General features: G+C 42.8%; 23 protein-coding genes. All 23 read left to right on the top strand.

Annotation, left to right across the window (positions count from 1 at the left end; translation table 11 throughout):
• The first annotated feature begins 67 nt into the window (after positions 1-67).
• The 23 genes from H8705_RS10835 to H8705_RS10730 all read left to right on the top strand — a co-directional run bounded on the left by H8705_RS10835 (position 68) and on the right by H8705_RS10730 (position 13,250).
• Positions 68-250 carry a helix-turn-helix transcriptional regulator gene (locus H8705_RS10835; RefSeq protein ID WP_262395805.1) on the top strand — a complete coding sequence of 61 codons (183 nt, stop codon included), beginning with the start codon at positions 68-70 and terminating at the stop codon, positions 248-250.
• Positions 243-509 carry a hypothetical protein gene (locus H8705_RS10830; protein ID WP_262395804.1) on the top strand — a complete coding sequence of 89 codons (267 nt, stop codon included), beginning with the start codon at positions 243-245 and terminating at the stop codon, positions 507-509. Before H8705_RS10835 ends, H8705_RS10830 begins: the two co-directional genes overlap by 8 nt.
• A complete protein-coding gene (locus H8705_RS10825; protein ID WP_262395803.1) occupies positions 496-858 on the top strand; it encodes a hypothetical protein in 363 nt (120 codons plus the stop codon). Before H8705_RS10830 ends, H8705_RS10825 begins: the two co-directional genes overlap by 14 nt.
• A gap of 79 nt (positions 859-937) precedes the next feature.
• Positions 938-1,087, top strand: coding sequence for a hypothetical protein (locus tag H8705_RS10820; RefSeq protein ID WP_262395802.1), 150 nt, complete (start codon positions 938-940; stop codon positions 1,085-1,087).
• A 363-nt stretch (positions 1,088-1,450) separates the two neighbouring features.
• On the top strand, positions 1,451-2,293 hold the full coding sequence (locus H8705_RS10815; protein WP_262395801.1) for a hypothetical protein: 843 nt from the start codon (positions 1,451-1,453) through the stop codon (positions 2,291-2,293).
• Positions 2,294-2,295: 2 nt separating this feature from the next.
• Positions 2,296-3,192 carry a PD-(D/E)XK nuclease-like domain-containing protein gene (locus tag H8705_RS10810; protein ID WP_262395800.1) on the top strand — a complete coding sequence of 299 codons (897 nt, stop codon included), beginning with the start codon at positions 2,296-2,298 and terminating at the stop codon, positions 3,190-3,192.
• 257 nt (positions 3,193-3,449) lie between these two features.
• A complete protein-coding gene (locus H8705_RS10805; protein ID WP_262395799.1) occupies positions 3,450-4,175 on the top strand; it encodes a putative HNHc nuclease in 726 nt (241 codons plus the stop codon).
• Positions 4,176-4,177: 2 nt separating this feature from the next.
• Positions 4,178-4,579, top strand: a complete 402-nt coding sequence (locus H8705_RS10800; protein ID WP_262395797.1) for a single-stranded DNA-binding protein — start codon at positions 4,178-4,180, stop codon at positions 4,577-4,579.
• A 15-nt stretch (positions 4,580-4,594) separates the two neighbouring features.
• Positions 4,595-5,383: a DUF4373 domain-containing protein gene (locus tag H8705_RS10795; RefSeq protein WP_262395795.1), complete on the top strand. Its 789-nt coding sequence runs from the start codon at positions 4,595-4,597 to the stop codon at positions 5,381-5,383.
• Positions 5,380-5,907, top strand: a complete 528-nt coding sequence (locus tag H8705_RS10790; RefSeq protein ID WP_262395794.1) for a hypothetical protein — start codon at positions 5,380-5,382, stop codon at positions 5,905-5,907. The genes H8705_RS10795 and H8705_RS10790 overlap by 4 nt, the downstream gene beginning before the upstream one ends.
• A gap of 393 nt (positions 5,908-6,300) precedes the next feature.
• Complete coding sequence (locus H8705_RS10785; protein WP_262395793.1) at positions 6,301-6,654, top strand: RusA family crossover junction endodeoxyribonuclease; 354 nt, start codon at positions 6,301-6,303, stop codon at positions 6,652-6,654.
• Positions 6,651-6,914 carry a hypothetical protein gene (locus H8705_RS10780; protein WP_262395792.1) on the top strand — a complete coding sequence of 88 codons (264 nt, stop codon included), beginning with the start codon at positions 6,651-6,653 and terminating at the stop codon, positions 6,912-6,914. Before H8705_RS10785 ends, H8705_RS10780 begins: the two co-directional genes overlap by 4 nt.
• Positions 6,915-6,981: 67 nt before the next feature.
• On the top strand, positions 6,982-7,593 hold the full coding sequence (locus H8705_RS10775; protein WP_262395791.1) for a hypothetical protein: 612 nt from the start codon (positions 6,982-6,984) through the stop codon (positions 7,591-7,593).
• Positions 7,590-7,784, top strand: coding sequence for a hypothetical protein (locus tag H8705_RS10770; protein WP_262395789.1), 195 nt, complete (start codon positions 7,590-7,592; stop codon positions 7,782-7,784). Before H8705_RS10775 ends, H8705_RS10770 begins: the two co-directional genes overlap by 4 nt.
• Entirely contained in the window at positions 7,774-7,983 is a 210-nt protein-coding gene (locus tag H8705_RS13720) for a Lar family restriction alleviation protein (protein WP_392392086.1), read from the top strand. The genes H8705_RS10770 and H8705_RS13720 overlap by 11 nt, the downstream gene beginning before the upstream one ends.
• Positions 7,974-8,255: a hypothetical protein gene (locus H8705_RS10765; RefSeq protein ID WP_262395787.1), complete on the top strand. Its 282-nt coding sequence runs from the start codon at positions 7,974-7,976 to the stop codon at positions 8,253-8,255. Before H8705_RS13720 ends, H8705_RS10765 begins: the two co-directional genes overlap by 10 nt.
• The gene (locus H8705_RS10760; protein ID WP_262395786.1) at positions 8,233-8,451 is read left to right on the top strand and encodes a hypothetical protein; all 219 of its coding nucleotides are present in this window, start codon (positions 8,233-8,235) and stop codon (positions 8,449-8,451) included. The genes H8705_RS10765 and H8705_RS10760 overlap by 23 nt, the downstream gene beginning before the upstream one ends.
• A 50-nt stretch (positions 8,452-8,501) precedes the next feature.
• Positions 8,502-8,867: a DUF1492 domain-containing protein gene (locus H8705_RS10755; protein WP_262395785.1), complete on the top strand. Its 366-nt coding sequence runs from the start codon at positions 8,502-8,504 to the stop codon at positions 8,865-8,867.
• Positions 8,854-9,207: a hypothetical protein gene (locus tag H8705_RS10750; protein ID WP_262395783.1), complete on the top strand. Its 354-nt coding sequence runs from the start codon at positions 8,854-8,856 to the stop codon at positions 9,205-9,207. Before H8705_RS10755 ends, H8705_RS10750 begins: the two co-directional genes overlap by 14 nt.
• A gap of 478 nt (positions 9,208-9,685) precedes the next feature.
• A complete protein-coding gene (locus H8705_RS10745) occupies positions 9,686-9,895 on the top strand; it encodes a hypothetical protein (RefSeq protein WP_262395782.1) in 210 nt (69 codons plus the stop codon).
• A 332-nt stretch (positions 9,896-10,227) separates the two neighbouring features.
• Entirely contained in the window at positions 10,228-10,638 is a 411-nt protein-coding gene (locus H8705_RS10740) for a DNA-packaging protein (protein WP_262395781.1), read from the top strand.
• A gap of 34 nt (positions 10,639-10,672) precedes the next feature.
• Entirely contained in the window at positions 10,673-11,848 is a 1,176-nt protein-coding gene (locus H8705_RS10735) for a PBSX family phage terminase large subunit (RefSeq protein WP_262395780.1), read from the top strand.
• Between the two features lie 22 nt (positions 11,849-11,870).
• On the top strand, positions 11,871-13,250 hold the full coding sequence (locus H8705_RS10730; protein WP_262395778.1) for a phage portal protein: 1,380 nt from the start codon (positions 11,871-11,873) through the stop codon (positions 13,248-13,250).
• Positions 13,251-13,360: the final 110 nt, after the last annotated feature.

The following is a 13,360-nucleotide window of genomic DNA, read 5'->3' as shown; positions in this document are numbered from 1 at the left end:
AGATCATATGTTCTACCACAATATATAGTATACAATAAATTATATGGGTTGTCAAACTTTGGAGGTAATGATGGGAGTTTTAAAAGAAGAACGGATCAAACAAGGGCTTCGGCAAAAGAATTTAGCTAAAATGGTTGGTTGTAGCCAACAGCTTATTAGCAAGGCCGAACAAGGTATCCCCATATCCGTTATCTATGCGAAAAAAATTGCGGAAGTGCTGGGTATGGACTGGAAGGATATCTATGAATAAAAATCCGCCCTCAGAGAGAGCGGAGGAGGTGAAAAAAGTGACAATGGGAGTCATGAGGTTCGAATATGACCGGAAAACGGGCAAGACAGAAAATCTAGGGATTATAGGAACAAAAGAAGTACTGGATGAAGTGTATAAAGAGGGGCTAGTTGCTCTTTTAACGGGGATGTCTATTGATGATTGTATTAAAGAAATAAAAAAATCCGTCCAGCAAAAAGAAAATATGTATATGAGTGGTGACCATTATGAACCTACTTAACTACATTCCCCAAGGAAAAGACCACCCGATTACCCGTGAAAGGCTGGTAAGGTTAACGGGGAAAAATGACCGGGTAATCAGGGACATGATTATGTATCTGCGTATGTCGGGATGTAAGATTGTCAGCAGCTCCAAAGGCAAGGGATACTATATAGGCACAGATCGGGAGTATGAGTTATTTGAAAAGGAGCAGGTACGCCGGGCCATGTCAATCCTGCGGGTGTTCGGGGAGAAGTATATAGTGGTACAGATGTATCCGGACATGCAGGCAGACAGGAAAATCATCCCGGTAAAGGCGCATTTCAGAAACTATAAGAACATCCAGGTAGAGGGGCAGGTGACATTCTGATGGGAGACATGCGCAGCGGTCTTACATACTGTTTGAGCATGCTTTAGAATTAGGGAACTTTAAGACATGAGGTGATGACGTGAACGAAGAAGAAATAGTAATCCTGTTTTACTGGCTGCTGGTGATGGGGGTATTCCTTTTGATCTTAGGGGCCGGGGCGTACATCGCGGACAAGCTGCCAGAGGAAACCATAAGGAAGCTGGAGCGATGGTTAGGAGGGAGGTTTTAGATGTGGCGTATAACGATTACAGTAACCAATCAGCAGCTGTGCGTCTTGTATGCGGCGACGGCAATGATGATCCTGTTTACCATACTTATCATCAGAAACACAAAAAAATAGCGCCCGCGGTACTGCAATACCGACAGGGCGCACAGAAAATATCTCTGTTTAGATTATAAACTTGAAAGGGCGGTTTGTCAACGGTTAGATGAAAATATACAAAGGGATTTGCCAGGAGTCAGGAAAAACAGTCTCAATAGAAGACGCTTATAATTACGCTATAGAGCATATGAGCGAGCTCCCTGAAAATGAAAAATTGGATTTTGTGGAATGGTTTTTCTCTGGTAACTGGATATTGAAGGAGGTAACAGAATGAATAATTTTTCTATGGAAAAGTCTCAAAACAGCAAACCGGTTGGGGTATCTAACGAAACTAGGGAAGTAGCAGAAGTCAAAGCCCAGATATTTTTAGCCAAGCAATTTCCTCGCGACACCAACCAGGTTATTTCCAACATCATGAATGAGTGCCAGAACCCAAGGTTGGCAGAAACCGCCCAATACAGCTATGTAAAGGGGAAAGGAGATAAAGCAACGGAAATAAAAGGCCCTTCCATCCGGTTGATGGAAGTAATTACCCGAAATTGGGGAAACTGTGACAGCTCTTTGATCGAGGTGGAGCGCAGGAAGGACAGCTCTACTGTAAAGGTAAGATTTTGGGATTTTGAAACCAACTCCCAGCAGTCAAAAACCTTTGACGTCAACTTTATACGCAATACAAAAAACGGGTCATATATGGTGACGGATGAGCGGGAGCAGTATGAAATGATGGCGAATTACGGTGCCAGAAGATTGAGGGCATGTATGCAGGCCGGCATCCCCTCCTATGTGGTGGATCAGGCATTAGAAGTTTGTGAAAAAACTTTAATGGAGACTGTAAATAAGGGAAAATCTATTGAGGATACCAGAAAATCCATGTTGGATTGCTTTCAAAAGTTGGCCGATTGGATTACTCCTGAAATGCTGGGAGGCGTGGTAAATAAAGATTTTGACGGTCTTACCACAAAAGATATTGTAAAGATTAAGTCCCTATACAATGCCATCAAAGACGGTTTCGTAAAGCCGGAGGAAGCGTTCGGGCAGGAAAGCGGCGCGGAACTTCCCTCGATGGAAGAGCAGGAAGCCGCCGAAAAGCTGAATGAACAGCTGGGGTTATAACTATGATTTTGACATCTGAGAATTATTATAGCCGGGAAGCGGATATGGCATATATGAGCTGCTCACAGTATCAGGGCTTTTTAGAGTGTGAAGCAAAGCAAATGGCAAAGCTGCAGGGAAGGTTTGTAGAGGAACCTTCCGAGGCTTTAATTGTCGGGAATTATGTGCATACCTACATGGAGGGGAAAGAGCCCCACGAAGCATTTTGCAAAGAACACTTTGACGATATTTACAAGACAAAGGTGGATAAAAAAACCGGGCAGATACAGATTGTTGGCAAATACGCCGCATATGTTACCGCCGATCAGATTATAGACGCGATTAACCGAGACAATACATTTACAAAGTTTCGGGATATGCCAGGGCAGGTAGAGATAAGCATGACTGGTACAGTTTTTGGCGTGCCGTGGCGTATCAGGATGGATAAATACATAAGCAACCCAAGAATTATCCTTGACTGGAAAACCTCCGCAAATATCCGGGAACTGAAATACAACCAGGAAACTAGGGAAAGAGAAACCTTTATTGAAGCTTATGGGTATATGATGCGAGCGGCGGTGTACTCAGAAATCGAAATGCAAAACACCGGAAGTGCAGAATATCCTATGTTTTTAATTGCCGCAATTACCAAGCAGGATCCTCCTGATAAGGGACTTTTTATGCTCAATCATAAGGACAAATACGCATATGAAATGCAGATGATTAAAGAGCGGCTGCCAAGGATCATGAGGGTAAAGGAGGGCGCGGAGTTACCCCGGCGCTGTGGCCACTGCGAGTATTGCCGTAAGACAGCAGGGGACGTTAAGATTAAACCATATTATGTGTTAAAGCCTGAAAATTGGGAGGGGTATGATCTGGATGCTTTGGCGGGATCGATTGTGGATGAAACACCGGCATAAGGGAGATTATGATTTTTGTCCTCTTTGTTATGCTCCGATCAAATGGGTATATGACGGGGTCGACTGGATCCCCTGCGATCAAGAACCGGTACTTATATATCCTCACCAGGGTAAGGAAAAGGCGGTAATACGAAGGGAATTGCTCTTTGACTGCAAATTGTACTCACAAGGAATTATGCCAAATCTACGCCCCGTAGAAGCGCTAAGGCCGCATGTGTTTACCTGTCATGAATTAAAAAAATGAAGGAGGGAGCGGGGTGGTTATTAAAGGATATATCTCACAATACGATGGAGAAGCACTAACGATAATCGCCCCGTTTTCGGATGAATATTACCTACATAAACAGCAGATTATTGACTGCGAAGTCTATCTTACTGACGGGAGGCAGTTGTCGCCTAAACAGAGAAATAAAATATTTGCTCTTGTAAATGATATCTCCGCATGGATGTCAGGATTTGATAAGAAAAAGCTGGTGTTTAATGAAACTCTCCGGGAGCTGCAGCTAAACTATTTGCTGGAGATATCTCCTGAAAACGTTAGGAGACAGCTTACCCAAAACTATTGTCAGCTTTCCGGAATTGATCTTTTTAGCCTTGCGGACAGAACGCAGGACACGGTAGATATGAACACGGCAAGGGACTTTATAGACTGGCTGGTGGAGCTTTGTGTTGCCTATGGGATCCCCTGTAATGACACCCTGCTTAATCGGTGCGAGGATATTGGGCGCTATCTCTACGCCTGTGTAGCTAACCGCAGGTGCGCTGTTTGCGGGGCAAAAGCGGACATCCACGAGTATGACAGAGTAGGCAATGGGAGGAATAGAAGCAAAATACATCACACGGACCAACGGGTACAGCCGCTATGCCGTAAACACCACAATGAGGTAGATAATATCGGACAAAAAAGTTTTGATGAAAAATATCATATCACGTGGATAGAGCTTGACGATTATCTTTGTGAAAAAATCGGTTGGAGGAAATAGGATTGTTAAATAAAGTCATTATCATGGGGCGGCTGACCGCTGACCCGGAAATCAGACAAACCCAGAACGGGACGGACATGGTGTCGTTTTGCGTGGCGGTGGAGCGGAATTTCAGCGATACCAACGGACAGAAACAGACAGATTTTATTCATTGCGCGGCGTGGAAGGCAGCGGCGCAGTTTATCTCCAAATATTTCTCCAAAGGGCAGATGATCGCCTTGGAAGGTTCTATCCAGACTAGAAACTATGAGGATAAAAACGGGAGCAGGAGGACGGCGGTGGAAGTGGCGGTAAGCGCCGCATACTTCGCGGACAGTAAAGGCAGCGCCCCGGACAACAGGCCGCTCCAGGCGCAGCGGGAGTTTTCAGAGGGAGCGTCTGGGAGCGGGGACCTGCCTTTTTAATAACGGAGGTACATCATGGTAAGAAGCGGAATACCCTATTTTCCGCTTGATGTACAGCTGGACAGCAAATTTGAATTGATCGAGGCCGAATTTGGACTGACAGGGTTTGGTGTAGTCGTTAAACTGTTCCAGATGATCTATGGACAGGATGGTTACTACATTGAATGGACAAATGAGGTTGCGCTTTTGTTCGCCAAAAGAATTGGTTTGGGTGGGAGCGTCGTTTCTGAGATAGTGGAGGCCGCGGTCAGAAGAGGTATTTTTGACAAAAACAACTATGATAAGTATCGTGTGTTAACCTCTAAAGGAATACAGGAAAGATACTTTGAGACAGTCAGCCGCCGTAAAATTGTGGAAGTCAAAAGTAAGTACCTCTTGGTTAAGGTCGCCCAAATTTGCAAAAATGCTGACATAAAGTGGGAAAATGTTGACATTTCTTCAAAAAATGTTGACATTTCAGAACAAAGTAAAGAAGAGAAGAGTATAGAAGAGAAGAGTATATTATGTCCGGAGCAAAAAGCTCCCGACCAACAAGCGAAGATCACCTTACCGCTGAATGATAAAAGTGAATACCCAATTTTTGAGGACAGTATCAGGAGATGGATAGAATTATATCCAGGGGTGGATATTTTATCAGAGCTTCGCAAAATGAAAGGATGGCTGACGGCAAATCCTAAACGGCGTAAAACCAAAAGCGGGATAGAGCGCTTTATTAACGGGTGGTTATCCAGAGAGCAGGACAAAGCCAGGCCCCGGACAAAGTGTGAAATTAAAATACTTGATAAAGGGGAGCTGCCGTTTTGACCAAGAAAAGATTTCAGGAGTTTTTAAGCTATTTATGCAATCAGTATAACCGGCAGATAGATGAGATGGCCTCCAACGCTTACTTTGAAGCGGCGCAGGGGATAGCGGACGAGGACGCAAGAAAACTGTATAACGATGTTTTAGGAAACTGCAAGTACTTTCCTAGTTTAGTTGAGTTTAAAGAAATTGTCTCTATGAATAAAAAAGACGTGGTACCGCTTAAAAATACCCAGAGATGCTTTTATTGTATGGATGCGGGAACAATCGCCTATACGAAAAAGGGAGTGCCCCCTTTCCAGGATTATCCGTATACCTACCGTGCTAGATGTCCTATGTGCAACAACGGGAAACTGTACAGTTCGTGGATCTCCTTTGATCAGGTGTTTGATCAGAAGGTGCTGGAAGAGATCAAACAAAAGAATATAGAGCGGTTCGGCAGTATAACCGTATCGCAGGAAAAGGCGGCGCAGATAGCGGCCAGAGCCTATCAAAAACAGATTGTCGGAGGGAAATATGGGAATTAAATTTTGCGAGTGGTGCGGCAGAGAGTTTGTACCGAACAAATATAGTTCCACTACTCAAAGATACTGCACGGCGGACTGTTTAAACGCCGCGCGCAACAAGCAGGAAAAGGTGGAGCGAAAATGTATCGTTTGCGGGAAATCTTTTTTGGGAAAACCCAAAAGGAAATTTTGTTCAAAAGAATGCAGAGCACGCAAGCAAGAACAGAAAAACAAAAATCTGGACCGGGAACTTGAACCGGATACTCCTTATTTGTGTCAAAAGTGGCGCCAGGAAGGGGAAAGCATCAAAAAAATAGCGAGCACCCTGTCCAGATCGGAAAAGAGTGTAAAAAAGGCGCTGGCTGTGAAGTTAACGAGAGTTCAGCTGCGCACAATGGAGGAATATTTCATCCCATGTACAAATACACCATCCCGCAGATCCCGCCCAGCAACAACCGATTTATTGGAAGAACAAATTACCGGGAGTACCAAAGGATAAAAAAGGAGTGGGAGCGGCTAATCGCGCTTGTGTGCCGCCCGAAACCAGACAAGCCGATAGAAAAGGCGGTTGTTAAGATTACATACTATTTCCCGGACAGGCGCAGACGGGACCCGGACAACTATTCAGGGAAAATAGTGCTTGACGGGCTGGTAAAAGCGGGAATTTTAATGGACGACAGTTTTTTTAACATTCAGCTTCTGCTGGAAGGGGACTGGGATAAGGACCGGCCCAGGACGGTGATGGAGATACGGGAGGAAAGAAAATGAAAAACGCTTATGCTGTGAAGCTTCAGGAACGCAAAAGGGCAGAGGTCTATCAAAACACAAAAGAAGGGTTTGAATTTGGGCTTAATCTGTGCGCTGTAGCTCTCAACAACAAATTTGGTTTTGGCAATGACCGGCTCGCCGTACTGGAAACCGAGATAGAGCGGATTTTAGAAGAAGAGTTCGGCGGGGATGTGGAAACAGCGTCCTATGGGCTCGCCAGGCGCATTGCGCAGATCAGGGGCAAAAATCATAATTGTTAAGATGTGCAAAATCTGTGGAAAAGAGTTTGAAACGGAATATGTTAAATCAGTTAAAAGGAAGGTAATTATGAAGTACGAATTTACAGGGGAAACAAAGGTTGTATTTGGAATTACATTAAAGCGCATAAGGGCAACTATTGACATTGGAATGATTGCAAAAGCCGGAGATTTAGGAGGGTGGATTGAAAAAGAGGGAAATCTAGATCAGTACGGCGGTGCTTGGGTGTACGGCGATGCTTGGGTGTACGGCGATGCTAGGGTGTCCGGCGATGCTTGGGTGTCCGGCAATGCTAGGGTGTACGGCGATGCTAGGGTGTCCGGCAATGCTAGGGTGTCCGGCAATGCTTGGGTGTACGGCGATGCTTGGGTGTACGGCGATGCTTGGGTGTCCGGCAATGCTTGGGTGTCCGGCAATGCTTGGGTGTACGGCGATGCTTGGGAAAAATCTCCTCTATATATTCAAGGGTCAAAATATTCTTTTGCGACTGCAACAAAAAATAAAATAAAAGTTGGCTGCAAAATTTACACGTTTAAACAATGGAATGCTTACTGGAAATCTTTAGCGAAAGCCGATGGTTTCACGGAAGAGGAAATCAGGGAATATGTTCTGTATTTCAACCTAGCCTGCGAATTGTATGGAAAACAGGATTGCAAGATAGAGCTGGAGGAACAGCAATGAGGGCTAAGAAATATAAGGGGTGCGAATATTGCAATAACAAAGAGCTGCCATTTCCGGGAGGGGCGCATGAGTTCCTTATTTTAGACAACGCCATTTATTACTATGACGCCACAGATGGATGGGAAGGTATTGTTATTGAGTACTGCCCGTGGTGCGGGCGCAAGCTGAAAGGAGCAGACAATGGAAATTAAACCGTGTCCGTTTTGCGGTGGGGTTAATATAACGATTGTGACCATGCGTTACGGAGTAAAAATTAAGTGTTTTGATTGCGGTGCGAATATTTCTAGCGTAAAAGACAATGGGGAATATAGAACACTTGCTAATGCAAGAAAGCGGCACGAGAAGAAAGCAATCGAAGCATGGAACAGGAGGATTAATCGATGGAACTGATTGACAAAGCTATGCTGATAAAAAAGCTGTATAGTGAAAAAGTCAAAGAGGTAATTGGTCTTGTTGGTATCGCTTGGGCAGAAAGCCTATTAAATACATTACCAACCGTTGACGCTGTTTCTGTGGTGCGCTGTAAGGACTGTGCCCGTAGAAACCCATCTGCCGATTTAACCGATACTGTTCTTTGCACTTGGTTACACAATTTAACCATGCCGAAAGATGGTTTTTGCAGCTACGGAGAACGGAGGGTTGACAATAGAAAGATTGATTGACCGAGAACCGCTCAAAAAAGAGTTGATTAAAAGATATAACAATAGCTTTAACCAAGGCATGGAGCGGGAAGCGTTGGTTTATCAAGAAGTGTTGAAACTGATAGAACATGCCCCAACTGTGACTTCTGGTAGGTTAAAAATCCTTAACTGGTGCGATACGATGACCTATGTGAAAAAATGGTATGATGCGCTGTAATACAAAGTGAGAGGAAAGGCAAATTAAAAAAGCAGAATGGGGGCTTAGAATTGACCGAAAAAGCGTATTTGCAAAGAGTAAAATCGGCAGAATTAAATGGTGATGTTGTGAGCGGCACAAGGAACCCCGACAAAATGACCGATGCAGTTGCAAGGATTATCGAACTGCAAGAGGAAATCAATCAATCTGTCGATGAATACATAAACATAAAAAAAGAAGTCAACGCTGAACTTTTGAAACTGGAAAAGCCAAATCATTATAGGGTATTGCATAGCAGATATATCTTGTATAAGACTTGGGAGCGAATAGCCTGTGATATGAATTGCTCTTATCAATTGGTATGCAAGTTACGCGAATACGCGCTTATGGAGCTTGAAAAAATTTTGAAAGGGAGTAACAACAATGTCGGGAATTAAAGAAGTGGAATGGATGTGGGAATACGGAGTATATATTCCGTTTTGCCCATACTGTGGAGAACCAGCATATGAAAAAGACAGTTGCTATTTTTGCGGTAAGCCTTACAAATATGTTGAGGGCGAATACAAACCTACAGAGGTACAATGCGGCGAATATACGGTAGTACAGAACACAAACAACCATATTCACATTTACAAAGACGATAGTATGGTTATGCATATTCAATGCACTGTGAAAAAGACGGAAGAAGAATTACGGGAAGAAGTGGAATTTTACAAGCAGTTCTGCAAAAGCGGGAAACTTGACCAAATATGCAATGACGATGAGGGAGAAATATGAAGCAATGCGAAGGCTGTATATATGAACCGTATAAAGACAAATTACTTTGCTGCGCCATTGCGCACCTTTTAATGCGTGTCGGGAATTGATAAATTCCGTTCCATGTAATTATTTGCAAAAATGAAGTAGATTTACCAAGTGCGCCGTAAGGCCCCCGGCTTTAGCCGCGGGGAGTATGTCAAATAGGGAGATAAACAAAATATATGAATACACTTGCGTTATAACCATATATCTGGTATAATTAGAGGTAGAAAATATATGATTAAAAATGGGTGGGTAACCTGTCCAAAGTGTGGGAAAAAGCTATTTCCCATAAATAAAGATGCTATCGTTAAAAATCTAGAATATCAGTGTAAAGTTTGTAAAGAGATATTTAAAGTGAATATCGAGAGCCAGGAGCCATAGAGCCAGGAGCCAATTAATTACTGATTAATATCAGTGATTAGTTGGCTTTTTTGTTTTATCTGGAGGAAATTCCATGTTAGAAGATTTGATAAAAGAATACCAGGAAAAAGTGATAGACCTACAGAACCGCCGGATAAAACTGAAAGAACAGTTAACAGGAGTAAACGGCCCGGAGGAAAGCATGATCAAAAAACGCATACAGATTTTAATTTGGGAAGAAGAGGGCCTTATAGAGCAGATAGGGGCAATGGTAAGAAGTCAAAAGGGGAATATCCGATTTTAGATATGAGAAAGCAAAGAACAGACAGAACCTATACAAAGGCATAGAAGCTGCATCTCTGTTTAATTTACAGGGCCTTCGTCAAACAGGTCTAAAACGCTGAGGGCGGCGGTGGAGAATACCGCCTAATAAAGGGGTAAATATGATATGTCCATACAACTTACAGATTGAAACGGAATACCATTTTGAAAATTGCGATTATGGAGAAGAAGGGCATTTGGAGAAAGACCGATATACTACAATGCGTAGGTATATAATGGCCGAATGTCTTAAGGAAAACTGCGGGGCTTATCGGAACGGAGAATGCCATTATAACGGATAGAAAGGGTGATATTGTGGCAGGAAAAGAAAGCGGTGCAAGGCCGCGGGGCAATCCTAAACGGTTTCAGAGTGGAGAAGAATTAATCGAATTATATCAGCAGTTTTGTATCTGGGTCAAAGAAAATAACTTTCAAACGATCCCAAGCCAAACAAGATTTTGTGAATGGCTGACAAGGGAATATAAAGCGACTGACCGCAGAACAATTTACAATGCCTTGAATAAATACTTTCCCAACATAAAAAAAGAGTTTGAAAAGCTTCAGGCAGATACAATGGCGGAAGGAGCTATGATAGGGAGGTATAACCCAACCATGACAATTTTTGCCCTTAAAAACTGGTGCGAATGGAAAGATAAACAGGAAGTTGAACAACAAATTATAGGGGTTAGTAAATTCTTTTTGAGTGATAATGAACAGGCCAAATAAAAAACTGCTAAACCCGGAGATGTTTAATCCCTGGGTGTTGGATATTATAGACGACTACAGTAACCGATATGAAATATATTATGGCGGCGGTGGATCAGGAAAGTCTTATGGCGCAGCGCAGAAGATTGTAATTAAAGCTGTGGGAAACAAACGTAGAGTATTAGTCATTCGGAAAGTAGACCGCACATTAAAAGACAGCATATATTCATTAATTAAAAGTGTGCTGTCAGTAGGAGGAATACCGTATCAGGAGAACAAATCGGAAATGCGGTTATCTCTGCCAAATGGAAGTGAATTTTTATTTAAAGGGTTAGATGATCCGGAAAAGATCAAATCTATTACAGATATCACAGACATTGTTATAGAAGAGGCAACAGAACTTACAGAGGACGATTTCACGCAGCTTGATATTCGTTTAAGGCCTCCTGAAAGTGTCGGAAGGCCTCAAATATATCTTATGTTTAATCCGGTGAGTAAGGTTAATTGGTGCTATAAACACTGGTTTTCGGGTCCAATACCAGAAAAATCAAAAATTATCCATAGCACATATAAAGACAATAAGTTTCTCACCAGAGAGTATGTGGATATGTTGGAAAATTTAATTAATACCAACCCTACATACTATAAAATTTATTGCATGGGAGAGTTTACGACTCTTGACAAACTGGTATTCCCGGTTGTACATAAACAGATTATCGATTTAGAAGAGATTAAAACATATCCATTTTGGGCGGGCCTGGATTTTGGATATATCAATGATCCAACGGCGCTGACATGGGGCCGCATCAATCCAAAAGCTAAACAGTTGTATATTACCGGCGAATACGACAAAAAGGGTATGGTTAACGAAGAGATAGCCCAGACGATTAAATCTTTGGGACTGTCCAAAGAGGTAATTGTAGCCGACAGCGCGGAAAAAAAGTCTATAGAAGAAATCCGGCGCAAGGGCATTCATAGGATAAGGCCCGCAGAAAAAGGCCCTGATAGTGTGCGTCATGGAATAGACACGATAATGGGGTATCAAATCATTGTCGATGAGCGCTGTCCGCATACGATTGATGAATTTGAAAACTACACATGGCAAAAAGATAAAACCACAGGCGAGTATATTAATAAGCCGATCGATATGTTCAACCACCATATAGACAGTATTCGATATGGAATACAGGGGGTGCTTAAACGCTCCGGAGTAAGAATAGGGGGAATATAACATAGACCAGATTGAAAACCGGGTGCCGCTTTTAAAAAAATTGCTTAAAGATACTGACACTCAGCATAGTGTGATATGCGCCCAGGCAGCAGAGGGCAGAAGATATTATTTTAACGACGACGATATTATAAAGACTGGAGCGGCGGCAATTGATGAGGTTAATAACTACCTGCAAAAATTAGGCAAAAACCCACTAAAAAGCGCAGATAATCGCATTCCGACCAACTGGCACCGAATTTTTACTGATCAAAAGATAGGATATCTTTTTACCTATCCTCCTATGTTTGATACAAACAGCGCTACTAAGGACGATCAGTTACTAGATGATATTAGCAAGGCGCTAGGCGACGATTATGAACGGGTTATTAAACAATTAGGGACAGACGCTACCAACTGTGGACAGGCATGGCTTGCTTACTGGGTGCAGGATAACCAATTCGATTACTACTTTGTAGACCCGGAGAGAATAAGAGTTGTATATGATACTAGTACCGTTAAACCAAAAATACAATACATTATAGATGTTTATAATATCATAGACAATGAAAAAACGACTACTCACTATAATTTGTGGTCGGACACAGAATGCGTCATGTTCACACAAGAGGAGAACAAAGATATTATACAAACAGAGGTTGTCTCACATACATATGGAGAGGTCCCGTTTATTTGCTTTAAAAATAACGCTGCATCAGTCAACGATCTAAAGATGTATAAGAAGCTCATAGACGCGACAGACAAACTGTTTAGTGGCTTTGCAAACGATATAGACGATCTACAGGAAATTATATGGGTGATCAAAAACTATGCTGGCGAGACCTCCGAGATAGACTACACCGAGGACGGCGAAGAAGTAACCAGAGATATTAGCCCCCTGCAAAGACTTAAGGCGGAAAAACTTATTACAGTTGATGCTGATGGAGGAGTAGATACTTTACATGGAGATATTCCATATGAGGCGAGATCCAAGTTCTTAGAGATGCTAATTGACCAACTATACGTATCCGCAATGGCGGTCAACCCTAACCCGGATAAAACAGGCAATGCAAGCGGTGTGTACATAGAATTTTTATACAGCTTATTGGAGCTTAAAGCCGGGCTGATGGAGACGGAGTTCAGGCCTGCGCTTAATAAGTTTGTGAGGGCGATATTAAAATATCTAGGCAGGCCGCAAGATGTTAACTTGGAGCAAATATGGACACGCAATAAACCCAAAAATGATCTTGAGATTGTACAGATGATAGCTCAAACCAGCAACACAGTGTTGTCTGACGAGACAAAAACGAAGGTACATCCATTATCAGACGATTGGTCAACCGAGCGGGAGCGCATAGCAAAAGAACAGGAGATAGCCTCGCAAAATATGTTTGATGACTTTAGTAATCCTGGTGGTACAGAATGACCTATTGGGAAAAACGCGCCGAAATGGCGGTAGGCAGAATGGAGTCAAGTGTAAATGGCGCGGTGCCAGAGCTTATTCAATCGTTCGAAAAGGCCAAAAAAGAACTCATA

This window comes from Youxingia wuxianensis (assembly GCF_014385085.1).
GTDB lineage: Bacteria > Bacillota > Clostridia > Oscillospirales > Ruminococcaceae > Youxingia > Youxingia wuxianensis.
This window is presented reverse-complemented; position numbering and strand designations above follow the sequence as displayed.

Coding starts and splice junctions, on each gene's coding strand:
- H8705_RS10835 (WP_262395805.1), top strand. CDS start 68: ATGATGGGAGTTTTAAAAGAAGAACGGATCAAACAAGGGCTTCGGCAA.
- H8705_RS10785 (WP_262395793.1), top strand. CDS start 6,301: ATGTACAAATACACCATCCCGCAGATCCCGCCCAGCAACAACCGATTT.
- H8705_RS10770 (WP_262395789.1), top strand. CDS start 7,590: ATGAGGGCTAAGAAATATAAGGGGTGCGAATATTGCAATAACAAAGAG.
- H8705_RS10810 (WP_262395800.1), top strand. CDS start 2,296: ATGATTTTGACATCTGAGAATTATTATAGCCGGGAAGCGGATATGGCA.
- H8705_RS10780 (WP_262395792.1), top strand. CDS start 6,651: ATGAAAAACGCTTATGCTGTGAAGCTTCAGGAACGCAAAAGGGCAGAG.
- H8705_RS10815 (WP_262395801.1), top strand. CDS start 1,451: ATGAATAATTTTTCTATGGAAAAGTCTCAAAACAGCAAACCGGTTGGG.
- H8705_RS10765 (WP_262395787.1), top strand. CDS start 7,974: ATGGAACTGATTGACAAAGCTATGCTGATAAAAAAGCTGTATAGTGAA.
- H8705_RS10825 (WP_262395803.1), top strand. CDS start 496: ATGAACCTACTTAACTACATTCCCCAAGGAAAAGACCACCCGATTACC.
- H8705_RS10795 (WP_262395795.1), top strand. CDS start 4,595: ATGGTAAGAAGCGGAATACCCTATTTTCCGCTTGATGTACAGCTGGAC.
- H8705_RS13720 (WP_392392086.1), top strand. CDS start 7,774: ATGGAAATTAAACCGTGTCCGTTTTGCGGTGGGGTTAATATAACGATT.
- H8705_RS10830 (WP_262395804.1), top strand. CDS start 243: ATGAATAAAAATCCGCCCTCAGAGAGAGCGGAGGAGGTGAAAAAAGTG.
- H8705_RS10750 (WP_262395783.1), top strand. CDS start 8,854: ATGTCGGGAATTAAAGAAGTGGAATGGATGTGGGAATACGGAGTATAT.
- H8705_RS10775 (WP_262395791.1), top strand. CDS start 6,982: ATGAAGTACGAATTTACAGGGGAAACAAAGGTTGTATTTGGAATTACA.
- H8705_RS10745 (WP_262395782.1), top strand. CDS start 9,686: ATGTTAGAAGATTTGATAAAAGAATACCAGGAAAAAGTGATAGACCTA.